Source organism: Neisseria subflava (assembly GCF_024205705.1).
Classification (GTDB): Bacteria; Pseudomonadota; Gammaproteobacteria; order Burkholderiales; family Neisseriaceae; genus Neisseria; species Neisseria subflava_D.
Map to the genome: position 1 here is coordinate 1,176,309 of NZ_CP073115.1, position 23,556 is coordinate 1,199,864.

General features: G+C 47.9%; 24 protein-coding genes and 4 pseudogenes. 21 read left to right on the forward strand and 7 right to left on the reverse strand.

Annotated elements, in window-relative coordinates:
- Positions 1-27: 27 nt before the first annotated feature.
- The 13 genes and pseudogenes from KCG54_RS05710 (at position 28) to KCG54_RS05770 (ending at position 11,418) form a co-directional block, all read left to right on the forward strand.
- Positions 28-2,457, forward strand: a complete 2,430-nt coding sequence (locus KCG54_RS05710; protein ID WP_254324926.1) for a phage tail tape measure protein — start codon at positions 28-30, stop codon at positions 2,455-2,457.
- Positions 2,457-3,356, forward strand: coding sequence for a phage tail protein (locus KCG54_RS05715; RefSeq protein ID WP_254324927.1), 900 nt, complete (start codon positions 2,457-2,459; stop codon positions 3,354-3,356). Before KCG54_RS05710 ends, KCG54_RS05715 begins: the two co-directional genes overlap by 1 nt.
- A complete protein-coding gene (locus KCG54_RS05720) occupies positions 3,353-3,565 on the forward strand; it encodes a tail protein X (protein WP_254324928.1) in 213 nt (70 codons plus the stop codon). Before KCG54_RS05715 ends, KCG54_RS05720 begins: the two co-directional genes overlap by 4 nt.
- Entirely contained in the window at positions 3,552-4,694 is a 1,143-nt protein-coding gene (locus KCG54_RS05725; RefSeq protein ID WP_254324929.1) for a phage late control D family protein, read from the forward strand. The genes KCG54_RS05720 and KCG54_RS05725 overlap by 14 nt, the downstream gene beginning before the upstream one ends.
- Positions 4,681-5,292: a phage baseplate assembly protein V gene (locus tag KCG54_RS05730; protein WP_254324930.1), complete on the forward strand. Its 612-nt coding sequence runs from the start codon at positions 4,681-4,683 to the stop codon at positions 5,290-5,292. The genes KCG54_RS05725 and KCG54_RS05730 overlap by 14 nt, the downstream gene beginning before the upstream one ends.
- Before the next feature lie 195 nt (positions 5,293-5,487).
- The gene (locus KCG54_RS05735) at positions 5,488-5,796 is read left to right on the forward strand and encodes a GPW/gp25 family protein (RefSeq protein ID WP_349306438.1); all 309 of its coding nucleotides are present in this window, start codon (positions 5,488-5,490) and stop codon (positions 5,794-5,796) included.
- A gap of 2 nt (positions 5,797-5,798) precedes the next feature.
- On the forward strand, positions 5,799-6,941 hold the full coding sequence (locus tag KCG54_RS05740; protein WP_349306439.1) for a baseplate assembly protein: 1,143 nt from the start codon (positions 5,799-5,801) through the stop codon (positions 6,939-6,941).
- 3 nt (positions 6,942-6,944) lie between these two features.
- Entirely contained in the window at positions 6,945-7,523 is a 579-nt protein-coding gene (locus KCG54_RS05745) for a phage tail protein (protein WP_254324931.1), read from the forward strand.
- The gene (locus KCG54_RS05750; protein ID WP_254324932.1) at positions 7,523-8,983 is read left to right on the forward strand and encodes a phage tail protein; all 1,461 of its coding nucleotides are present in this window, start codon (positions 7,523-7,525) and stop codon (positions 8,981-8,983) included. The genes KCG54_RS05745 and KCG54_RS05750 overlap by 1 nt, the downstream gene beginning before the upstream one ends.
- Positions 8,984-9,052: 69 nt before the next feature.
- Complete coding sequence (locus tag KCG54_RS05755; RefSeq protein ID WP_254324933.1) at positions 9,053-9,823, forward strand: hypothetical protein; 771 nt, start codon at positions 9,053-9,055, stop codon at positions 9,821-9,823.
- Positions 9,824-9,890: 67 nt separating this feature from the next.
- Positions 9,891-10,316, forward strand: a complete 426-nt coding sequence (locus KCG54_RS05760) for a hypothetical protein (protein WP_254321743.1) — start codon at positions 9,891-9,893, stop codon at positions 10,314-10,316.
- Positions 10,317-10,495: 179 nt separating this feature from the next.
- On the forward strand, positions 10,496-10,672 hold the full coding sequence (locus KCG54_RS05765) for a Com family DNA-binding transcriptional regulator (protein ID WP_254322204.1): 177 nt from the start codon (positions 10,496-10,498) through the stop codon (positions 10,670-10,672).
- Positions 10,645-11,418 (forward strand): annotated as a pseudogene (locus KCG54_RS05770) (DNA adenine methylase). Before KCG54_RS05765 ends, KCG54_RS05770 begins: the two are co-directional and overlap by 28 nt.
- A gap of 138 nt (positions 11,419-11,556) precedes the next feature.
- Here the strand turns inward: KCG54_RS05770 and KCG54_RS05775 are convergent.
- Both KCG54_RS05775 and KCG54_RS05780 read right to left on the reverse strand, forming a co-directional pair.
- Positions 11,557-11,697 (reverse strand): annotated as a pseudogene (locus tag KCG54_RS05775) (IS5/IS1182 family transposase); the annotation flags it as partial.
- Between the two features lie 30 nt (positions 11,698-11,727).
- Complete coding sequence (locus KCG54_RS05780) at positions 11,728-12,171, reverse strand: LysR substrate-binding domain-containing protein (protein ID WP_254324934.1); 444 nt, start codon at positions 12,169-12,171, stop codon at positions 11,728-11,730.
- A 19-nt stretch (positions 12,172-12,190) separates the two neighbouring features.
- On the opposite strand from KCG54_RS05780, the gene KCG54_RS11975 reads away from it, so the two are divergent.
- Positions 12,191-12,316: a hypothetical protein gene (locus KCG54_RS11975; RefSeq protein WP_283254585.1), complete on the forward strand. Its 126-nt coding sequence runs from the start codon at positions 12,191-12,193 to the stop codon at positions 12,314-12,316.
- Between the two features lie 365 nt (positions 12,317-12,681).
- On the opposite strand, the gene KCG54_RS05785 is transcribed toward KCG54_RS11975, so the two are convergent.
- The 3 genes and pseudogenes from KCG54_RS05785 to KCG54_RS05795 form a co-directional block, all read right to left on the reverse strand.
- A complete protein-coding gene (locus tag KCG54_RS05785) occupies positions 12,682-15,405 on the reverse strand; it encodes an ATP-dependent DNA helicase (RefSeq protein ID WP_254324935.1) in 2,724 nt (907 codons plus the stop codon).
- A gap of 145 nt (positions 15,406-15,550) precedes the next feature.
- Positions 15,551-16,072: pseudogene (locus KCG54_RS05790) on the reverse strand (LysR substrate-binding domain-containing protein).
- Positions 16,003-16,347 (reverse strand): hypothetical protein, encoded by a 345-nt coding sequence (locus KCG54_RS05795; RefSeq protein ID WP_254324936.1) that lies wholly within the window; start codon positions 16,345-16,347, stop codon positions 16,003-16,005. Before KCG54_RS05795 ends, KCG54_RS05790 begins: the two are co-directional and overlap by 70 nt.
- Before the next feature lie 239 nt (positions 16,348-16,586).
- On the opposite strand from KCG54_RS05795, the gene KCG54_RS05800 reads away from it, so the two are divergent.
- A complete protein-coding gene (locus tag KCG54_RS05800; RefSeq protein WP_254324937.1) occupies positions 16,587-17,069 on the forward strand; it encodes an SRPBCC domain-containing protein in 483 nt (160 codons plus the stop codon).
- 89 nt (positions 17,070-17,158) lie between these two features.
- On the opposite strand, the gene KCG54_RS05805 is transcribed toward KCG54_RS05800, so the two are convergent.
- Complete coding sequence (locus KCG54_RS05805) at positions 17,159-18,010, reverse strand: MBL fold metallo-hydrolase (RefSeq protein WP_254324938.1); 852 nt, start codon at positions 18,008-18,010, stop codon at positions 17,159-17,161.
- A gap of 97 nt (positions 18,011-18,107) precedes the next feature.
- On the opposite strand from KCG54_RS05805, the gene KCG54_RS05810 reads away from it, so the two are divergent.
- Together KCG54_RS05810 and KCG54_RS05815 are read left to right on the forward strand one after the other, a co-directional pair.
- On the forward strand, positions 18,108-19,094 hold the full coding sequence (locus KCG54_RS05810; RefSeq protein WP_254324939.1) for a GlxA family transcriptional regulator: 987 nt from the start codon (positions 18,108-18,110) through the stop codon (positions 19,092-19,094).
- A 217-nt stretch (positions 19,095-19,311) separates the two neighbouring features.
- Positions 19,312-19,804 (forward strand): annotated as a pseudogene (locus KCG54_RS05815) (hypothetical protein).
- Between the two features lie 145 nt (positions 19,805-19,949).
- Here KCG54_RS05815 and ygiD read toward each other — a convergent pair.
- Positions 19,950-20,735 (reverse strand): 4,5-DOPA dioxygenase extradiol, encoded by a 786-nt coding sequence (ygiD, locus tag KCG54_RS05820; protein WP_254324940.1) that lies wholly within the window; start codon positions 20,733-20,735, stop codon positions 19,950-19,952.
- A gap of 238 nt (positions 20,736-20,973) precedes the next feature.
- On the opposite strand from ygiD, the gene KCG54_RS05825 reads away from it, so the two are divergent.
- From KCG54_RS05825 to KCG54_RS05840, 4 genes are all read left to right on the forward strand, one after another.
- Positions 20,974-21,492: a GbsR/MarR family transcriptional regulator gene (locus tag KCG54_RS05825; RefSeq protein WP_049333867.1), complete on the forward strand. Its 519-nt coding sequence runs from the start codon at positions 20,974-20,976 to the stop codon at positions 21,490-21,492.
- 265 nt (positions 21,493-21,757) lie between these two features.
- On the forward strand, positions 21,758-22,147 hold the full coding sequence (locus tag KCG54_RS05830) for a DoxX-like family protein (RefSeq protein ID WP_254324941.1): 390 nt from the start codon (positions 21,758-21,760) through the stop codon (positions 22,145-22,147).
- On the forward strand, positions 22,144-22,626 hold the full coding sequence (locus KCG54_RS05835; RefSeq protein ID WP_254324942.1) for a DUF2269 family protein: 483 nt from the start codon (positions 22,144-22,146) through the stop codon (positions 22,624-22,626). The genes KCG54_RS05830 and KCG54_RS05835 overlap by 4 nt, the downstream gene beginning before the upstream one ends.
- Before the next feature lie 37 nt (positions 22,627-22,663).
- Positions 22,664-23,503 carry an NAD-dependent epimerase/dehydratase family protein gene (locus KCG54_RS05840; protein ID WP_254324943.1) on the forward strand — a complete coding sequence of 280 codons (840 nt, stop codon included), beginning with the start codon at positions 22,664-22,666 and terminating at the stop codon, positions 23,501-23,503.
- The last annotated feature ends 53 nt before the right edge of the window (positions 23,504-23,556 follow it).

Here is a 23,556-nt window from a genome sequence, read left to right on the forward strand (position 1 = left end):
CTTCTATCATAAAGGTTGGTAATAAAAATGGCAAACGGTTTAACGCTGGGTATTACCGTCGGCGCATCCGTCGGTGCGGCGGTGGCCGGAATAAAATCTGTCAAATCTTCTTTAGATGTACTGGATAAAGCCAGTGCGAATTTGGCTAAGCGTCAAAAAATGCTTGGACAAACCTTGGAAAACCCGTTGCGTATGACTCGTAGTCGTGTTGGAGAGTTAAAACGGGAATACGATCAACTTGGACGTGCGATTGCCAAAATTGATGCCAAGCGTACCGATGTTGCTCTTTTGCAGCAAAAACGCCAGCAGCATTACGATAAGCGTAATAGCTTTAAAGATGAAATCTTAGGTGCAGCTACTGCTGCTGGTTCAATCGCCGTCCCAGTAAAGTTGGCAGTAGAGTTTGAGTCATCGATGGCTGATGTACGAAAAGTCATTGATTTTGACACGCCGCAGCAATTCAAGGAAATGGAGCAGGACATCTTAAGGTTGACCAGAACCATTCCGATGGCTGGCAGTGAGCTGGCCAAAATCGCAGCATCGGGAGGTCAGTTAGGGATTGCGCGTAAAGACATTTCCTCTTTTACTGAAACCATTGCCAAAATGTCGGTAGCTTTCGATATGTCTGCCGAACAAGCTGGCGAGAGCATGGCCAAGCTGGCGAATGTTTACCAAATACCAATTACCCAAATAGGGAAACTTGGTGACGCCATCAACCATTTGTCTAACAGCAGCCCGGCCAAAGCTTCGGAAATTGTCAATGCACTCGGTCGTGTTGGTGGCGTGGCTAAGCAGTTCGGTCTGACCGAACTTCAGACGGCCTCGCTTTCTAGTGCTTTTATCGCTTTGGGTAGGACGCCGGAAGTAGCAGGTACAGCCATCAACGGTATGTTGACCAAGTTGATGACAGCTGATAAGCAGGGCAAGAAATTCCAGGCGGTTCTGGAAGGCATGGGTACTGATTCCAAAGCCTTGAAAAAAGCGATTGCCGAAAATGGTGAACAAGCCTTGATAGATTTTTTGAAGCAAATTGAAAAGCTGCCTAAAGAAAATCAAATGGGTGCATTGGTTGATTTGTTCGGTTTGGAATATGCCGATGATGTGGCCGCGCTTGTGGGCGGTTTGGACACATATAAGAAGTCTATCGAAGAACTAAAAAAAACAGGTAAAGGCGGAACTCCTGAATTCATGGGCAGTATGGAAAAGGAGTTCGCTGCACGTTCGGCCACAACAGCCAATAACTGGCAACTTTTAAAAAACAGTTTGGTAGAAATTGGCATCACCATTGGCAGCGTTCTGCTGCCTGCTCTGAATCAAGGAATGAACGCTATTAAGCCGCTTGTAAACGGTTTTGCTGATTGGGCAGCTAAGAATCCTGAATTTGCAAATTCTCTTTTTTATGTGGTTGCAGGTTTAGCTTCACTCAAAGCCGGCAGTTTTGTTTTCCGTTTTCTCAGCAATGAAATTGGCGGCTTAATGACATCATTTCGTTTGGCTAAAACCTTGCTTGGTGCAGACTGGATGGCAACGGTCTTGAGATTTAAATCAGGTGTTGGCTTTTTAGCTAAAGGCTTTGGCTTATTAAAAACAGTTTTTTCTGTTTTCGGCTCCGGCATCATGTCTGTTCTTCGCTTCCTTCCTATGTTGGCTTCTGGCTTCCTTAAGTTGGGTATGGCTTTAATGGCCAATCCGATTTTTCTTGCGCTTGGCCTGTTAGCCGTTGCCGCCTATCTGCTCTACAACAATTGGTCAGAGGTCGTTGGTGGCGCAAAGGCATTATGGCAAAGCTTAGTAACATTTTTCAGTGGACTTTGGGAAAAAATCACAGCCTTCTTCAGTAGTGGTATAGGCAATATTGCAGAAACCATTCTCAATTTTTCACCACTCGGTTTGTTCTATCAGGCATTTGCCGGTGTGATGAGCTGGTTTGGAGTAACCCTACCATCAACCTTTTCCGGCTTTGGTCGGATGCTGATTCAGGGATTGATCAATGGCATTAAATCAGCGGCGGCAGCTGTATATAACACAATTGCATCTATCGGTAATTCGATTAAGGCTAAATTCCAGGCGGTAATGGATATCCATTCGCCAAGTCGTGAATTCCGCCGTTTCGGTGGTTTTATCACCCAAGGTTTGGATATCGGTATTCGCCGTACGGCCAGCCAGCCAATCAGTACTATCGGCACATGGGCAGGCCGTCTGAAAGACAGTTTTACGAACCGTGTCGGTCAGTTACGTGCTGATGTTGCTGCGCGTGTATCCGGTCATCGTGCAGATTTCGAGCAGGCACGGCAGGCTGCGTCCGCCCCTGGTGGTGTGACCATCCATTTTAATCCGACCATCAACGCGCCAGGTGGCAACCCTGCACAAATTCAGACGGCCTTGCAAATGGGTTTGCGCGAATTTGAAACGCTGTTTCAACGTATGATGGCCGACCGTGAACGGAGGGCTTTCTGATGTATGCAATGTTGGGCGATGTACGGTTTGAAACCTTGCAAAGTTTTTCCAGCCTGGAAGCGCAGCACTCGGCCAAGTTTGCCAAGCATGAAGTGCTTAAGGGAAGACCACGCCTGCAGGCGATGGAAAATGAGCTGACCACGCTGAGATTTGGGTTAAAGCTGCATTGGATGTTGGGCAATCCTGACACGGCCTACAAGGGCTTGCTGGCCGCTCTGGAGGCGCAGCAGGCGGTGTCGTTGGTTTATGGTTCAGGGCGATTTGTCGGCTGGTTTGTAATTGAAAGCCTGACCGAGCGCACGTTGATTCAGGATAGCAAAGGCCGTACCGCCGCGCGTGAGTTGGACGTTGAGTTGACTGAATTTGTCGGCGACCCAAATAACCCGCTGCCGACCCCAGGCGTGGCCAACGGCCAAAACCCGCTGCTTGCCATGTTGCCCGAGTCAGTGCGTGCCCCTTTGTCCAAAGTGGCCGATGCGGTGCAGACCGGCGTGCGCATCTACCGCAGTGTGGAACAAGAGGTGGAGCAGCTGCAAACTCTGATTGCCCATGCCCGCGAGCTGAAACACGACCCGCTCGCTTTACTCGGCGTGGTGGGCGATGCGGTCAATCTTGGCGGCACGGCGTTGGGTAAATTGAACAGGCTGCCTGAAGTCAGCAAATACATCGGCAACCTGTCCGGTGCGGCCGAAATGCTGGCCTACGGCGGCCAGGCGGCGCGCGAACTATCCGGCGGTTTGGCCGCGCTGCGCAACGGTGCGCAAAGCGGCACGGTGGGCGGCTGGCTGGAAGGCGGCGCGGCGGCTATTGCCTCGGCCGCCGACAGCCTGAACAACGGCGCACGCGGTGCGCAAAGCCTGACCGCGTGGCTGGCCGGCAGAAAGGACAGGACGAAATGAGCGAATCGGTATTAAGACACCTGACACGCGAGGGCGACCGCTGGGATTTGATTGCTTGGCGATACTACGGCAACCCTTTGGAAATCTCCCGCCTGATTGCCGCCAACCTAACCGTGTTCGTGCCGGTGATTCCGGCCAAACCCCAAACCCAAGCCGACATGCCGCCGTGGCTGCGCGGCGATAACGGAGACGACGATGCAGATGCCTAACCTCCATCTGGGTGCCTTGCTTTCAGGTAGCCTGAACAGCACGGCCAGCCATCCGGTGACCCTACCCAAGGTCATCATCAAATACGAGCAGAAGGACATTACCAGCGACATCCAGCCCTATTTGTTATCGGTGAGCTATACCGATTACTTGGAAGGCCAATCGGACGAAGTGCAGGTGGAGCTGGAAGACGTGGACGGCCGCTGGCGGCAGCAGTGGTATCCCGAGCAGGGCGACAAAATCAGCCTGGAAATCGGCGACCAGATTAACGGCATGCTCAAGCTGGGCAGCATGGAGCTGGCCGAGATTGAGTACCAGCACCCGCCGTCCGTGATTACCCTGAAAGCGCTGTCCACCGGCATCACCAAATCCAACCGTACCCAGCGCGGCCGTGCCTACGAGCACACCACGCTGGCCGACATCGTGCGCCGCATTGCCCGGCGGTTGCACCTGAAGGTAACCGGCACCATCCGGCACATCCCGATCGAGCGCGTGACCCAGTATCAGGAGCGTGATGTAGAGTTTTTAACCCGCCTGGCCAAAGAGTACGGCCACACCTTCAAAATCGTTGGCCGCCAATTGGTCTTCCAAGCCAACGACGCGCTGGCCGAGCAAAAGCCGGTGGCGGTCTTGCTGCCGGAAGACATCAAAAACTTCAGGCTGCGCGACCTGATTAAGGGCGTACCGCAGGAAGCGGTGGTGAGCGGCTACGATGCCAAACGCAAGACCACGCGCCGCACCCGCCGCCAAAGCCGCGCACTGCGCCCGGGCAGCAAGCGCGCCAGCAGCGGCGACACGCTCAAAATCGTGGCCAACCGCGGCGAGAGCCAGGCGCAGGTCAATGCCCGTGCCGATGCCGCGCTGGCCAATGCGCAGCAAAGCCAAGTGGCGGGTAATTTTTCCATGGTGGGCAACGCCAAGCTGGTGGCCGGGCAGGTGGTACAGCTCAAGGGGTTTGGGAAGTTTTCGGGCAAGTATCTGGTCAAACAGGCGCGGCACGAAATCCGCCGCGGCGGCGGCTTTACCAGCAATTTGGAGGTCAAGATGGTCGAATACGTGCCGGATGAGCCACCACAGGCAACCGCCGCAACCCAACCCAAAAAACAGGCAGCCGAAAATGCGAACCCATGACTTTACCGCCACCCTGCAATTCGGCACGGTTTCGGCCGTGGACGCGGCCAAACACGCGGTGCGCGTGACCGTGCCGACTTTGGACGACATCCAAACCGACTGGCTGCCGGTGGTCAGCCTCGGCGCGGGTGGTAACCAGTTCTATGCCTTACCCGACCCCGGCGCTTTGGCCGTCTGCCTGCTGGACGCACGCGGCGAGGGCGGTGTGTGCCTCGGCGTCATCTACAACGAGCAGGACGGCACGCCCGCTTCGGACGGCAATATGTGGCTGCGGAAATTCAGCAACGGTACCGTTATCAGCCACAACCGCGCCGACGGCCAGGTAACCGTCGACACGCCGGGCAAGGTGGTAATTAAGGCTGCCGCCAAGGTAGAGATTCAGTCGCCGGAGACTGAAATCACAGGCAACGCCACGGTCAATGGCATGCTGACCTACACCGCCGGCCTGACCGCCTCCAACGGCGGCGGAGGCGATACCGCCAGCATCGAAGGCACCGTGCGCATCAACGGCGACATCATCCTCAACGGCATCAGTGTCTCCGGCCACGTCCACCCCGGCGACTCCGGCGGCACCACCGGCAGCATGCAGGCCGGCTGATTTTTGAAAACGTTTTACAAGATCGCGGACAAGCCCCGCAGCACAATCCCCGTATCCCGCCGATACGGGGATTGTTTTTTAGACCCGTTTAAAAGACCCGCCGCCACCGCACAGGCAGAATAAGCCCATGACTACCCAGACCACCCCGCGCAGCCGCCACTGGCAGCCCGCCCTCTCGCGAGCGGGCAGGACATCGTGCAAGACCTCGACGACATCAACCAGTGCATCGAAAACATCCTCGCCACCCGCAAGGGCAGCGACGTGCTGCGGCCGGATTTCGGCTCGAACTGGTTTGATTATGTGGACTACCCGGAAGACGAATTTATCCCCAATACCGTGCGCGAGGTCATCCTCGCCATCCAAACATGGGAAAAGCGCGCGCTGGTCGAGCAGGTCACGTTTGCCGGCCACGCCCCGCATATCACCATGACCGTACATTGGCGCGTGGCGGATGAAGTGGCGGGTGAAATCTACCGCACTGATATTGCAATAAAGGCTACCTGAAAATGGATTTGAGCAAACTGAAACGCGAAGAGGTCAAGATTGTCGATGACGACTTGGCACAAACCCTAGCCGCCACCATCGCCGACTACGAGCAACGCGCGGGCAAGGTATTGCAGCCGGCGCATATCGAACGCCTGCTGATCAACACCTTTGCCTACCGCGAGCACCTGCTGCGCCAGCAGGTCAACGAAGCCTACCGCCAGCAGCACCCGCGCTTTGCAACGGGGCTGATGCTGGACTTGTGCGGTGATGACGTGTCTACCCCGCGCCTGCAGGCGCAGCCTGCCCTGACCACTCTGCGCTTTACTGCGGTATTGAGCGGTTTGGAACAAATCACCATACCCAAGGGCACGCGGGTCAATGCCGGGCAGACCGGCTTTGTCACCACTGAAGCCGCCCTGCTGACTGCCGCCCAAAGCAGCGCCGAAGTGGCCGCCGAATGCACCGAAACCGGCACAGTCGGCAACGGCTGGTCGGTCGGACAAATCAACAGCCCGGCCGAGCGGCTGCATCCGACGATTGAAGTAACCGTGGCCAACACCACCGTCTCCGCCGGCGGCGTCGAAATCGAAGACGACGAAGCCTACCGCGAGCGCGTGTTGCTGGCACCGGAGAGTTTTTCGGTAGCCGGGCCGGTGGGTGCCTACCAATATTGGGCGCGGCAGGCGAGCCCGGCGGTGGTAGACGTGCACGTGGCCAACGATACCGACGGCGGCGGCCAGCCTATAGGTGGACGGGTGGCGGTGACCGTGCTGGCCAAAGACGGCCTGCCCAATGCCGAGCTGATTGGCAAGATTCAGGCCGCACTCTCAGCAGAAAAACGCCGCCCGCTGTGCGACACCGTAGTGGTCAAAGCACCGACCGCCGTCGATTACACGCTGGATGCCGAGCTGACCCTGTTTACCGGCACCGATGCCCGCACTGCCAAAGCGGCGGCCGAGCAGGCATGGGCGGTGTATGAAGCCGCCCACCGCAGCCGGCTAGGCTTGGACATTGTGCCGCTGGACATCATGAGTGCGCTGAAAGTGGCCGGTGTCTATAACGTGGTCCTGCATAACCTGCCGCTGACCGTGGTCAAGCCCGACCAGTGGGCACGCTGCACCAGTACCACCATCCGCATTGCCGCACAAACGTCGGAGGGCTAGACGATGGCCAAACTCTCCTACGCCGCCATCATTGAGCGCGACCAACGCGCCCGCGCCCTAGCTGAATTGGGACTGCGTTTGGATTTGGCCGATCTGCCGCAGCTGATGCCGCGCCTGGTCGATTTGGTCGCCCCCGAACACCTGCCGCTCTTGGCCGAGAGCCGCAGCATCTTGGGTGCCGACGGCTACTGGTTGGCCGAATCCGACGACGCGCGGCGCAAGCTGATTAAAGGTGCCTACGAGCTGCACCGCTACAAAGGCACGCCTTGGGCCATTCGCGAAATCGTGCGGCGGCTCGGGTTCGGCGAAGTACAGATTATCGAAGGCATGGGCAATAAGCACCATAACGGCGAGATTACCCGCGACGGCACTTACAGCCACGGCCACAGCGACCGTTGGGCGCACTACCGAATTGTAATGAATAACGTCATTACCAATGACCAAGCAGCATTGCTGCGGCGCACCTTAAGAGCATTTGCGCCCGCCCGCTGCATATTGGTTGCGTTGGATTACCAAGCCAGCGCATTGAGACACAACGGCCGTGCTTTACGCGACGGCAGATTTAATCGAGGAACCGCATAATGGCAAACCTAAACGAAACCGCTACTTGGGAAGCGGGCATCTACCAATGGGAAACCTCAGACCCTGTTCAAGGTGGCCCTAACGGCATCGACAATAAGCCTACCCGTCAGTTGGCCAACCGCACCTTATGGTTAAAAAACGAAATAGCCAAAGCCGTACAGTCCATCGGCCAAAACAAAAATGAGGCCGCTCAATTATATGCACTCAAGACCACATCCCTTACTGCAGGCGCAGGCTTAACAGGCGGCGGCGTATTTCGTGACAACATGACGCTTGCGCTCGGTACGCCCGGCACTTGCTCGGGCAGTACGACAAACTGGGCAGGTAGCGACACCCATACCCATCAGCTTGCCGACGCATCGCCGACCGTGGCGGGTGTGGCTAAGTTGATTAATAACTTAACTACGGACGATGCCAATAGTGCGTTGTCGGCCGCAATGGGAAGAAAATTAGCAGAAGAAAAAATACCAAATACCACACAAGACTTTATGCGTACATTGGGCGAGTTTAATCCCGGTAAAAGCGGATTTGTCCGTACAAACGGGGGTAGCTTGAACGGTAATAGTCTACCCAGCATGGAGATACATGTCGGTCATCCCAGCTATGCCAATGGTGCATACTCGCGCGGTATCGGGTTTGCCTACGGGACGGGCTGGGGCATCTACACAACCGCTTGGGACGCGACAGGTAACTACCGGGGATACAAGGAAATCCTAACCGAAGAAAACGGCGTGATGCTTACAGGCAACCAAACTGTAGGCGGCAAAAAAACCTTTTCGGAAAGTACCGACTTTGCAGGTGGTTTACGCATATCGGGCAACAACACAGAGCAATGGTCAGGGTTTTATCGCGGCAACGCTGACTGGTATTGGAACAACCCAATCGCAGGTAAAGCACTGCAATTTAATGACGATGGCACGCTAGCTTTGTCGGGCGACAAAATCCTGTTGTACACCCACCGCAGCAACGCCGTAAATTTGGATAGAGACGACAAAATCGCTACGTCTAAAGCCGTAAAAATCGTCAACGACAAAATAGAGCAGGCAGCCCCCTCCGGCGAGGTTGCCTACTTTGCCGGACGCAACGCACCCGCAGGCTGGCTCAAAGCCAACGGTGCGGCCGTATCCCGCACTACCTATGCCGACCTGTTTGCCGCCATCGGCACAACCTACGGCGCGGGCGACGGGCGTACCACATTTAACCTGCCCGACTTACGCGGCGAATTTATCCGATCATGGGATGACGGCAGAGCCATTGATAGAAATCGTGCCCTAGGCTCATGGCAGGCGGATGAATTCCGCAGCCACAGCCACGGCATCGGCGTCAACCGCATGCCCGACACCGACAGGGGTAGCAATTCATCAACCGTCTCGGTTGACACTGTCGGCCAAACCGACCCGGCTGGCGGCATTGAAACCCGTCCTAGAAATATCGCCTTACTCGCGTGCATCAAAATTTAAGGCCGTCTGAAACCGTAGGGCGGGCATCCTTGCCCGCCGCCCAAACAGAAACCCGACAAGGAAAAACAAATGAGCCAAAAAATCCAATGGACAAAACCCGTCTGTCAACTCGATTCAGACAGCCTTTATATCGGACAAACCGATGCCGATTTGGACGTATATGCCCGCGACGGCAGCTACCTCATCCCCGGCGGTTGTATCGACGTAGAGCCGCCCGAAAACCGCGACGGCCACGCCGCCCGCTGGACGGGCGAGGCGTGGGAGTACATACCCGACCATCGAGGCAAAACCGCTTATCAAACCGCCGATGGTCAAGCCGTAACCATCGATACTGTGGGCGAGCTTTCAGACGGCCTCACATTTGAAGAGCGCCCGAGCTTGTGGCACACATGGGACGGCAAAAAATGGATGATTAGCGAGGAATCTAAGGTTGAGCAGCTGAATCAAGTCAAAGCTGTCAAATTAGATGAAATCAATGGCAAAGCTCAAGAGTTTGTTTGGCAAGTATCTAAAGCTTACGAAGTGCCGGAATTTGAACGCCAAACATGGTCAATGCAGGCGGCCGAGGCATTAGCATGGGAGCAAAACCCGTCTGCCCCTACACCGCTATTGGCACAAATTGCCGCCGACCGCGGGTGTGATTTAGACGGCCTCCGTGCAAAGACGCTGCAAAAAGCCAAGCAGTTTGCCGCCTTGTCCGCATCGGTCGCAGGTCAGCGTCAAGCCTATGCAGACCGGCTGGAGCAGGCTCAAGATGTCGACAAGGTTGAGGCCATCAGCCCTGTTTATCATTTGCCCACCCATCCCGTACAGGCATCATCTGATGTAGATAATCTTTAAACCCGTTTAATAGCCCGCAGTAGACTCCCGCCTTAATATCCCTGCATCTTTATGTGGGGATTTTTTTATGAAAATAGCGTTATATAAAGGTACTTTGTCCGGATGGCGCGGCTGGATTAGCCGCTTGGTGCGTTTTGCTGACCGAGGGCCGTATAGCCACTGTGAGGTGGTGTTTTCAGACGGCATGTGTGCCTCGGCCAGCTGGCTTGATGGGGGCGTGCGCTTCAAAAAAATCAACTTCAACCCTGATCATTGGGATTTTATCGACATCGGCTCCCAGTGGCCGCCTGAAACACTGGTAAGGGATTGGTTCGAGCAACGCAAAGGCAGCCGCTACGACTTGCCGGGCAGTTTGGGTGTGGTGTGCCGCCCGTTCCGCCAACGTCAAAATCGTTGGTTTTGCAGCGAGGCCGTTGCCGCCTCTTTGGGTGTCAGCGAGGCTTGGCGCATCAGCCCCAATATGTTGGCCGCGTTGTTTTTGATACGCAAATAAAAGAAGCCGTCTGAAATTTCAGACGGCCCAAATATGAAGAAATATTGAAAGACGGCGACGTGCCGGTGCGGGAACACCGACACGCCGGCCAAGCAGGGACATATCCTGCGTTAGCTTCGAAGCCGCCACCTCGCGAGGCAGCGGCATTTTATCACTAACGCATAGGATGAATGCAAAAAATGAAACATCGTTGCAAAAATTGTAACAAGCTGTTGGCAATCGGCATCGGCCGCTTTGAAATCAAGTGTCCGCGATGCCATACGCTCAACAACATAAGTTCTTTAACAACTCAGAATGCCGGTGAGCATCCAATCCGAAAGGAAAGTATATGCCCACCAACAAACCCGCGCCGTTAGTTCCGTGGATGGGCGGCAAACGCCGCTTGGCCAAACACCTGCTCCCTATGTTTCCTGAGCACCAATGCTACGTGGAGTTGTTCGCAGGCGGAGCAGCCCTGTTTTTTCTTCGGCCGAAACGCGCCAAGTGCGAAGTGCTTAACGACCTCAACGGCCAACTCATCAACTTATATAGAGTCGTACAGCACCACTTCGACGAGTTCGTGCGCCAGTTCGAATGGACATTGACCAGCCGCGAAGTATTTGCCCGCCTACAGTAAACACCGCCCGAGAGCATGACCGACATCCAACGCGCTGCCCGATTCTTCTATCTTCAACACACTGCCTTCGGCGGCAAAACCATCGACCAACATTTCGGCACCGCCACCACGGGTGCGGGCTTTAAAGCAGCCGATATAGCAGGCCGTCTGAAAGCAGCGCAGCAGCGGCTCAACGGCGTGTACATTGAGAACGAGCCGTGGGAAAAGTGCTTCAAACGTTATGACCGCGAACACACCTTCTTCTACGCCGACCCGCCTTATTGGCAGCTTGCCGGCTACGACCGCGCCTTTGATTGGGCACAGTACGAACTACTGGCCAAGATGATGGGTGAGTGTAAAGGCAAGGTCATGCTGTCCATCAACGACCACCCGGATATTCTCGAGCTGTTTAAAGACTTCCGCATTGATCGTTTAGAGTTGGCCTATTCGGTCGGGCGCGATAAAACGCAAAAGACCAGCGGCGAGCTGGTCATCTGCAACTGGTAGAAAAAACAAAAGCGACGATGTAGTCGCTTTTGTCATTCTGCTTTCCCGAGTTCGGTATAATTTGCAAAAGTATTTCACACAGTGAAACAAATTTAAATCCGATTTATCTCAAAAAACGCGCCGATTTTTCGCGCGCGGCTTCAGGTAACGGGTTTTTTGACGATTCAGGTATTGTTCGATCGGTTGCCAATCAATCACCTGATCCAACTTCAATAGTGGGAAACGGTCGATGTGTTTGGCAATCATGGCTTGGGCGGTTTGCTGGAAGAAGGTGCTCATGGAAAATCCCCTAAATGTCTTGATGGGAATTTAGGGGATTTTGGGGAATTTTGCAAAGGTCTCAATCAGACGCTCAAGCACGACTGCCAGTAAATCACTTTGCGCCAGCAATTCAGGCAAGACAATAAAGTTTTGTACCGATAGGCTGACATTTCTTTGTAGCCCCATCGCTTGCAGCGCTTGGTCGGTAACACCACTGAAGCTGCCGCCATGATAGGAAATTAAGGCTTGCTCTAACTGGTAAAATTGCTCAAGGGTAAGTTCTGTTTGTTGGGCTATTGGGTGATCGTGGCGAACGGCACAGATATAGCGTTCGTCATACAAATTTTTGGCGTGAATATCCGGTGCTTGGAAATCAGGTGTTACCAACACAAAGTCAATTTGTCGCTGTTCCAGCTGATTTTGTACGATGCTTTCGTTAATCGCCTGCACCGCCACCTTGATTTTGGGGGCTTGGATTTTCAGCAAATGCAAGACGGGTTGCGGTTTTCATTTGATTGCCGAAGAGCGTTTACTGTTTTTAGGCTATTTCCTCGCCATCGCAGGCTCCGGCTTGGTGATGTTGCTGTTGCTGGCGACTTTGAATTTGGCGAGACAGGGACGGTTGTTGGTGAAATGAAAAATCGTGCGGCTTAGAGCTGTTATAATAAAACGGACATGGTTTTAGGTTGTCTGAAAACGGAGTAAGCACAGTCGGATTCTAGAATCCGACTGTGCTTACTGACTATACTTTACACGGGTGTGAATTATATTTCTTTGCGGGAGGTAAAACGTACGCTGTCCACTGCTTATAGGGGAGTTCAGAGAAAAGCTCCACCAATTCGCCACTTGCTAAATAAACATAGCAAGCAATATGCCCAAATATACACCAGTGTCGATTTATTCATCCACCACATTCAAATTCCAGATTTCTTGCCTCGACTGAAAAGATAAAGCAAAGCCATATTAAAAACCTGCCATGCTGACCTTATTCGTAGATGATGTCTATAATTCTCTACTGTTGCCTTGGGAATTTATCATCCCCTTTAATAACCCAATATCTCTAGAAAAATCTCTCTTTTCAAAACTCGATAGAATGACCTTTTCTGTTTCCGGAGACCAATAAATTTTCAAATTTTCTTTTGCTCTTGTAATAGCCGTATAAAAAATACTATGGCTTACCAATTCTTCCAATTCATTCGTAATAATGATTTTAACAGACTTGTATTCTAAACCTTGTGATTTATGGATAGATACAGCATAAGCAACTTGAAATGGAACTAATTTATCAAATGAATCATCATCTTCATCGGTATCTGGATATTTTTTAACTGAAAATTTAATTATTGAATTTTTACTATTTTTATTTGATAAAAGTTCAAAATCATATCCATCTGCATCAATTTCATTTATGCTAATATCTAATTCAATAGTAAAAAATATTTCACTTTCTGTTTTGTTAATATCAACAATTTTTCCTTTCATGTTGTTATGAATAAGTGGAGTAAATCTTTCTGACTCATTAAACAAAATAGGATCATTTACCTTGTAATCGTGTATTCCCCATAAAACAGGCTGGTTTGGGTTATTACTCTGCAAAAAATGATTAATATTATTAATACCATAAATACCATCATAATTTAGGCACAAAATGATTTCATCATCATTTGGCTGATCCAGTACTGATTTATCTAATCTAACAGAATAGTTTTCTTTTACCATCGGTTCTAATATCGCTATATCTAACTCTCTAACTCTATTCCAAATCGTTAATAAATTTTCATTAGTCGTTCTATATGGTGTTTTCAATTCTAAAATTGCAGATTGATTGACAAATCTACGAATAATGTCAAACCAATTCCCAAACAAAATAGATTCAATTTGAAAAACATCGCCAACTAAAACAAGCATCTTACAATCTACTTTCCTTAGAATACTTACCATATCTTGATTACTAATAGTACTGCACTCATCAATAACCAATAAATCACAGGATATATGATTATTTCTTTTAGATAGAAACTTTGAAATAGTCATAAAATAGCTGTTTTTAGTGGTTACCCTTCTTTTTAAGTTGTTTACAGCAGGATTAGTATTAGCTAAATATATTTTTTCTTTGTCATTCCAAAAGTTAGATATATGGTTTATAACTGTAGACTTACCTGTCCCTGCTGCACCGTAGATTAATGCAACTCTAGATTGAGAAAACATATTTTTTAGTAATTCTAATTTCTCATTACAATCAATTTTATATGAACCATCATTTAGCCAAGAAATAACTGAATTAGTATAACCTTCTATCTTTTCATTTTCATATTTTTTTATTTCCAGGATAATATCAATGCAATTATCTACATATTCTTTTATATAGATAAATCCTTTATATTCAACCAAGTTACGATTGGTGTGTTTGTGATATACGTTGGAATTATACTTCTTCATTAATTCTTGAATATTAGAGAAGCCAGATATTTCTTCTAATTTTGTAAATAAGATTCCTTTTTTCTCTGCGTTATTCTTAATGAATCTTGCTAGGAACTCATGTTCACGATTCGATAGATTGATACAATTAAATAAATCATGCACTTTAGGGTTGTGACTTATTAAAGATGTCGTGAATGGCATTTTATCAAATGGAATACACCCCCAGTTAAGATTTAAGTTGGATAACTTATGACATGAATCATTATTAAACTGACTTTTAATTACTTTGTTATTTAATTTATACAACAAATAACTGATAACATTTCCTCCTGCTAAATTATTTCTTATAAGGTTTCTACAAACTTCCAATATATTGATAAAATTAGTAGTTCTTACTTGTGAAGTTATTTGATTTTTAAAATCATAAAAATAATTGTCTGATAATCGTATAATATCGACAAAGTCAATTTTATTATAAGTTAAATACTTCATTATTAAAGAATATTCATTACTGTTAGAATGAACTGATTGCATGTTGAAAATTTTTGAGAAATTCTTAAATTCACAATTACGTATTGACACTTCCCAGTTATCAATAATTTTAATTGACATCCTACTGTTTAGTATATCAATATAATCTTCTCTTATTCTTAATTTTACTGCATAATTATCCAGTATATCATGGCGTGTAAAGGCGATAATTCTATCAAATTTACTTACTTTATCATTTGCAATAGTAAATGTAACTTCATAATATATTTCTTGTTTCACAAAGAAAGGTTTTATTTTTTGAATATAATATCTATCATTATAATCAGAATAGGTATCATTGATATGGTCTGCGTTTATTTTTAATGATATTTTTTCATAATACTCAGTTAGTTTTTCATCTAAATTTAAAGGAAACTCTTCTATATTATATAAAATATCTAACCCATATTTTTTTCTTAAAAATGATTTTATTCTTAGTAAGTATTCATAATATTTTAGCATTAACCTTTCAGATCCATTCTCATCTATAGTATAGTGTGATACGGATTTTTGTAATAGGCTATGGAATTTATGTAGGAAATCAAAGCTGCCTTGTGATTTAATATATTCCCATGCTTCTTTTTTATCTGAATAGTTGTTAGGATCAATATCCTGACCATTACTATATATTTTTTGTGCAATATATTCGACTAAGTTTCTTAACTGGGCAAGAATATTTTGTGAAAGTAAGCCTCTTTCTGAATCATCAAATCTATCAATATTCTTAGAAATAACGGAAGCAGTTTCTTTTATTGCAATATCTATTTTTAGCATAGTTTTCTCCTTATGCAATTACATTAAATGTGATTTAATCATAATAAATTACGTTAAGAAAATTAGTGAATTAAGGAGCAATATAATTGTTGCAAAGATTTTTCAGATAACCTTTTCCCCACATGTTATCTATCCATCCCGTTGCCTATGCTGCGCTTGCTGCACAAGCCTTTTCAATCAGCTCCCTTACCCAGCGATATGCAGGATCTTTATATGTCCGTTCGTGCCAAATCACGGTTTTGGTAAAGCCTTGAATTTCAAGGGGCGGCTCAAAACGCTTGAGATTGGGCAAGTTAGCAATCAAACGCTCAGGCACGACTGCCAATAGATCGCTTTGCGCCAGTAATTCGGGCAAAACGATGAAATTTTGTACCGACAGGCTGATGTTTCTTTGTAATCCCATCACTTGAAGGGCTTGGTCTGTAATACCGCTAAAGCTGCCGCCATGATAGGAAATCAAGGCTTGCTCTAACTGACAAAACTGCTCAAGGGTCAGTTATGATTGTTTGGCTATTGGGTGATCGTGGCGAACGGCACAGATATAGCGCTCGTCATACAAATTTTTTGCGTGAATATCCGGTACTTGGAAGTCCGGTGTCACCAGTGCAAAATCGATTTGCCGCTGTTCGAGCTGATTTTGAACCTCACTTTCGTTAATCGCCAGCACTGCGACTTTAATTTTCGGGGCTTGGTTTTCAGCAAATGCAGAAACGGTACAATCACGGCACGCATTGCATAATCGGTGCAGGCGATGCGTACGGTTAATTCTGCCGTTGTCGGATCAAACTGCGGCGGCTGTAATAACTGCTCTACTTCATTCAGCACCTTTTTCACTTGCGGGGCAAATTCTAACGCCCGATTGGTCGGCCCAACGCCCCGTTGCACCCGCACAAACAGCGGATCATCAAAACTATCACGCAATCTTGCCAACACGCCGCTCATGGCCGACTGCGTGCTCGGCGGCTTTGCTTACGTTACGCTCGTCCATTAACACCGAAAAGGCTTTCAATAAGTTTAAATCAAGGGTTTGTAAGGATTTCATTTTTAGCTCACTTTATTCTTATAATATCATTTTATCTGATATTAATTATTTATAATAGCGATTTCACTTAATATCTAACCCCACCCTATAATGCTTACATAGCAAAACGCGACTAACCATTAACTAAGAGGATTTTACTATGAAAACTTATTCACAACCTGCAATCATTTGGCCAGAAAAATATACTCCGGGCGAAACCGACAACTACGTTTCCAATGAAGTAATTGTAAAAGGCTTAAGCGTGGCGGATGTGCTGCCTTATTTAGCGGATACCAAAGCATGGGGCACTTATTATCACAATGCGGAAAATATCGTGGTGGGCGACGGTTCAACGACTAAGCTTTCAGTGGATGCCGATTTTGTGTTTGATACTTTCGGCTTTCACGTTACCTGCAAAGTAGAAGAATTTGATATCAGCGAAGATGGCAATCTTGTTCACCTTGCAGGGTCTGGCACGTTTGGCGAAGGCGAAAATTTCAGCGATGTGTATCACGCTTGGATTTTAGAAAACCTGCCGGACAACCGCGTGCGTGTATTAACCGAAGAAAGCCAAATCGGCAAACTCGCCAAAGGCTTGGCAGAAACCGTGCCCAATCTAATGGTAAACGGCCATCAAGCATAGTTGGACGGTTTAACAAAAGCGGCAAAAAAATAAAGCAGCCTGCACTTTGAAAAGCAAGGTGCAGGCTGCTTTAAGGTAAAAGCCGTTTATCAATCCAGTTTTACGATTTCTCCGTCTTCCGGAACGTTCACACGGCTTTCAATGCCTTGACCGCGTATAAATTTACGCATATCGGCGCGGCTGACGGCGGTATGATTCACGGTATCCATGTGTACGGTGATGATTTTGGCTTTAGGCATGACTTGGCTGGCTTTTAATACATCAGCCATCCCCATAATAATGCCGTCTGAAATACCTGAAATCAGTGCGTAGCCCGTGTTCATAATCAGATAATCGGGTTTGTAGCGGTTCAATGCTTTGTTTACATCTGCCGTCCACACAGTATCACCCATAATATAAGCGGTTTTATGACCGTTGCTTTGGAATACCACACCCATTGCATCACCTAAGATTTCGGCTAGCTGCGGGTTGGCATACATAGCTTCTGTACCATGTACGCCGCCGGTTTTGCTGATGGTTACGCCGTTGAAGACAGTGCTGCCGTTCAACACGCGTACATCAGTAAAGCCTTGGCTGCGGATTTTTACTGCGTCGGCTTGGTGCTGCACATATACGGGCAGTTTTTTCGGAATGGAACGTGCGGCGGTTTCGTCCCAATGGTCTTCGTGAGTATGGGTAACGATAACTGCATCCACACCGTCCAAAATTTTATTCACGCTCATCGGCAGCCCGACCAGCGGCATTTTGGCTTGGCTGTTGAACGTGCCGGCAAAGCCGTTCATGGAGTGCTTGGGTGCGAAAAACGGGTCAATCAAAAACGTCTGCCCCGCATATTCGACCTTGGCAGTAGCGTTACGGATATGTTGGTATGAATCGGCTGCCCAAGCGGAAAAAGCTGTCGCGCCCAAAACAGTGGCAAGAATAAATTTCTTGAATTTCATGATGTTGCTCCTTAAAAAATCATGGAGCGTATTTTAAGCAGCAGGTGCATCGGCTAAAATAGGCAATATTGCCAATAAACGTAAGGATAGTGCCAAAATGTCGTCTGAAAACGAGCGTAACGAGTTTCGCCAAAATCAAACTGTCCCCAAAATCGTGCTATATGCTCAATCGGGCATGAATGATTTTGTCTTCAACATTCCCTTTTCTGTTTTTCAGACAACCTATCGGGACAATCCGCTCTTTGACCTGAAAATCTGTTCCGATGACGGCAAAGACGTCATCACGGCACTGGGCGCAAGCATTCCCGTACACGGTGGCTTGGATGTGACGGAAGAAGCCGACATCATCGTCATCGCAGGCTGGCGCAATATTGAAGAAGCCCCGACGCCGGAACTGGCTGAGAATTTACAGCGGGCAGCAAAACGTGGTGCGCATATCACCGCCCTATGTTACGGCACTTACGCCCTTGCCTACACAGGACTTTTAGACGGCAGAACCGCCGCAACCCACTGGCTTGCCGAAGACGACTTTATCCGCCGTTTCCCTAAAATTCATCTGGATACTAACCGCCTATATGCGGAAGACGGCAACTTTTTAACATCGGCAGGTGCGGCGGGCGGGCTGGATTGCTGTCTGTACCTCATCCGCAAAATCCACGGTGCAACCGTTGCCAACGACCTTGCCCGTACCTTGGTTACGGCACCACACCGCGAAGGCGGGCAGGCACAGTTTATCCACCGACCTGTCGAACGTCGTACCGCCGATGACAAAATGAATCACTTATTGGACGAACTGCGCCAAAACCTTGCCACCCCATACCGCTTGGACGATTTGGCAAAAAAATTAGCCGTTTCCCGCCGTACCTTTATCCGCCATTTTTCTCAAGCCTCAGGCATGAATTTCGGTGAGTGGCTCACAACAGAGCGGCTATGGCAGGTACAGGATTTGTTGGAAAATACGGATTTGCCGATAGAACGCATCGCCGAACAAAGCGGCTTCGGCAGTGCGGCAAACCTACGTTTGCAGTTCAAAGCCAAATTTAAAATCAATCCAAATGCCTGGCGGAAAGTATTTGGCAGATAGCTAAACACAATACCCCCTCCAAGCGCAGGCTGCTTTTAAAGGCCGTCTGAAATCCCAAAAAGCAGCCTGCACTTTTCAGACGGCCTTTTTTCTTTTTCAAAGAGTAGAGAGATTTCAAAGAGTTTTTATAAATCATCTTCAAAATCCAAACGCTTGTTCTATTCTAATCATTAGAAGAAAATGTTATCATCAGGGATACAATAGGAAGGATTTACAAATGAAGAAAGATATTTTTTATTGTGAGCAGTGGTCTTATGGTTATAAGGAACTTCATAAGCCTTTTTCTGAGAAACAAGCTGAGGAAAAACATATTATATTAAAGGGGAGTTATATACTGCCGTAATAGGTTCGGTGAAACAACCTGAATATGTAATTACTTTGCGAGAGGAAGTAGGTTTTTTTCAGTAAATTTTTTCGATAAATTTGGAAGGGATTATTTAACCCATCAATTTCAAAAATATTCTAATTCGCAATATTATTTTTTTTCTATGGCTGTATGGAGAGATTATATAACTTCGGAATCTCATGACTTAGCAGAAGGGTATACTTATTTCTTCAATGAAAATACGGATGACTGCTATATTTTGAAAGAAGATTTTATTAATAATGAGCGATATGAAAAAACAGAATTATATCCCCCAAAAGATAAGGTCATTCTATTTCCAAAATTCGGCGAATATGATTTAGTGCTAAATCCAGACATTATTTAATTGAGTTTTAAGACCGTCTGATATATTCAAAGATTACAAGCTCAATCTTATCCTCGCCAATGTAGATCGCAGCTTTTATATGGACACAAGATGCCGTCTGAAACAATATCACATTATTCACAAAGTGAATCAACTTTTTTCCTTTTTACCCCACCAAAACCGACGTCATACTGAGCGATCCCGCAATCAAATTATCATTGAAAAACGTAACTTCATCATCCGGTTCGCGTAATGCCATGATGTACAGCAAGGGCAAGTAATGATCCGGCGTTGGCACAGAAAGCTCGGCTTTTTCACCTAACTGCTCATAATGCACCAAAGTTTTATCATCTCGTGTTGCAATCGCCTGATTGACCGTTTCACGGAAAGCAAACGCCCAATCATACCCTGCACCGATTTGGTCAATATGTTCCCAACTTAACGCCCTCAGATTATGCACAATATTGCCGCTGCCGATAATCAGCACGCCTTGTTCTCGCAAGGCAGATAATTTTTTCGCCAAGTTGAAATGCCATTCTGCCGATTGCAAACGGTTAAGGCTAAGTTGTACCACGGGAATATCGGCATCGGGATAGAGAAATTTCAACACCGCCCATGCCCCATGATCAAAACCACGCGTTGGGTTCAGCTCGACATTTTCCGGCTGTAATAATGACTTCACTTGCTCCGCCAACTCGGGCGACCCGGGCGCGGGATATTGCATTTGGCTGAGCTCTTCAGGAAAGCCGTAGAAATCGTAAATCATTTCAGGGTGTTTACCTGATGTCACCTGCAAACGGCTGCTGTACCAATGCGCTGAAATCATCAAAATGGCTTTTGGTTTGGCAAACTTTTGCGTAATTAGGCTGAAATTCTGATTGAACGGGTTCTCTGTATCTAATGCATTCATCGGGCTACCATGCCCAACAAACAATACAGGCATTTTTTTCATGTTCTGCTCTTCGTTATCTGATCCAGCAGATTGTACGGATAAATTTTTATTCAAAAAATACCGGTTTACGAACAATATCTTTTACTAATAGGAAATAATAGCTGACAAAGTTGGATGTACCATTGATGTATTTAGAAAAATGCATTAAAAGGCCGTCTGAACATTTTTACTTCATACGCCAAAATTTCTTCATTTCTGTATTGACAGAAATAAAAGATAAAAATAGAATACCATCACTATGAAACTGAATCCGACCACTGAAAAATTTATCCTCCATTGGGGTGAAATGGGTACCAAATGGGGTGTCAATCGTACCGTTGCACAAATCCATGCCCTGCTCTACATCTTAGGCAGACCGATGAACGCCGAAGAAATTACCGAAACGCTCGGCGTAGCGCGCTCCAATGTCAGCAACAGCATCAAAGAGCTGCAAAACCTGAGACTGGTGCATACCGTGCATATTCTGGGTGACAGGCGCGATCATTTTGAAACTTCGGATGACGTCTGGACTTTGTTCCGCACCATCGCAGAAGTGCGTATGCAGCGTGAAATCGAACCGACACGGCAATTTTTGCAAAGCCTGATCGACAGCCCTGAATTTAGCCAGGAAAATGAAACTGCCAAGCAGCGAATCCAACAAACCCATGATTTCATCAGTACGCTAACCATGTGGGCAAATGAAATGTTGAAGCTTTCTACTTCAACCATGGTAAAAATTTTGAAAATTGGCGCAGGAATACAAAAATTTTTCCGTTGATGGCAATGGGCTTGTAAGCAATAAACACAGCCAATATTATTTTAGGATATGGAAACATGCTCATAGTGTCCTTGTATGGGCATGTTTATCTGAAGCTTAATGTCCCTTGGTAGATTTTGAATCACTGGATATGGATTTCCCTCCTAAAGAAACAATCCAAAAGAGTATCTAAAAATTTTTTATCCTATAATTTCTCTCTTGACAGAAATTATAGAAATTTCAGACTGATTATATTTTTAAACTGAAATGAAATTAGGAAACCAATATGTCCGACCACACTGCACATACCCTCCCCGACTACCTACCTTACTCGATGGGGCTGCTATGGCTCTGGAGCGGTACCCAGCCTCTGTTTTTCATGCCTGAAATGTCATTGGATTTACTGCATTCGGTCGGTATTCCCAATCCATTGCAATGGCCGACATTAATTGCCGCCTCACTATTGGATATCGGTTTTGCCTTTTTATGCTTCAGCCGCTTTCGCTCCCGTTCCGAAATATGGCTGCTGCAATTTATAACCGTCGCGGCATACAGCCTGATCATTGCCTTCAGACTGCCCGAAATGTGGGCACATCCATTTGCACCTTTGGTAAAAAACCTGCCAATTATGGCTACTTTGTTTTTCCTGTATCAATCCGTAGGAGATAAAAAATGAACACCTATTTAATCGTTAAAACCCTGCACATCATCTCGGCTACCTTAATGGTCGGCACCGGTTTTGGTACAGCGTTTTACCTCTTTTGGGCAAACCGCAGCGGTTCGGTTGCCGCTCAGTCGATCGTCTCGCATTGGGTCATCAAAGCAGATTGGTGGTTTACCACGCCCGCCGTCATTTTCCAACCCTTGTCCGGCTTATGGATGCTGTATGAACGCGGCTACACTGTTGCCACCTTGCTGGAACAAAATTGGGTATGGATGACGCTGGCCTTATACATTTTTTCAGGCATTTGCTGGCTGCCTGTTGTTTGGCTGCAAATCCGCATGGCCAAGATTGCCGAAAAAGCGCATAAAGAAAACGCAGACACCATTCCGGAGCCCTACTGGCGTTATGCCAGACGCTGGGAATTGCTCGGCTACCCTGCCTTTTGCGCCACTATCGTGATTTACTTCCTGATGGTGATGAAACCGATTTAAAGGTATTCAGACGGCCTCAACAACATAAAGAAAAACCATGAACATCATCATTTTCGGAGGCAGCGGATTTATCGGCAAGCGTACCGTTCAAATCCTCAAAGAACAAGGCCACCAAGTTTGCACGCCCAACCGCCGCGCCTTCGACTTTCTTCATCCCGATGAAACAGCCGCACGCCGTTTATTGGAAGGACAAGACGTCCTCATCAACTGTATCGGCATCATGAGCCGTTATGCCGAAATACTCGAAACCGTGCACCACCACACGCCCAAACAGCTCGCCGCATGGGCAAAAGCATCAGGCATCAAACGCTGGGTGCAACTATCCGCGTTGGGTGCCGACCCATCTCAATCCATCAACTTTGTCGGCAGCAAAGGACGTGGCGATGATGCCATTGCTCAAAGCGGCATACCGATTGCCATAGCCAGACCATCCGTCGTTTACGGACGAGGAGGAACCAGCTGCGAACTGTTTATCAAACTAACCCGCCTCCCTTTGCTTCCCTTACCGGAAGCCGGTCGCTTTCATTTGCAGCCCGTACACCTTGCCGATGTTGCCGAAGGTTTGGCAAAACTTGCCGTCCAAGCCGACACCGACCATAGCGTCATCAATATGACCGGCAGCCAAACTCTAACCTTGGCGGAATACCTGACCACCATCCGTCAAACCCTGCACCATAAACCGCCGCAACGTATTCTGCCTTTCTCCCTACACCTGCTTGAGCCAACGCTACCGTTGGCAAACATCCTCAGCAACGGCATTATCAGCCGCGACAGCTTTGCCCTACTCAAGCAAGGCTCATGCGCCGACTATTCTGATTTTGCGGCTTTACTAGGCAGGGAACCATTGGCAGCAGAAAACTTTGCCGCTTGCCTATAATTCAGTTAACTTTAAAATGACAAAACAAAGGCCGTCTGTTTGTTGTTCAGACG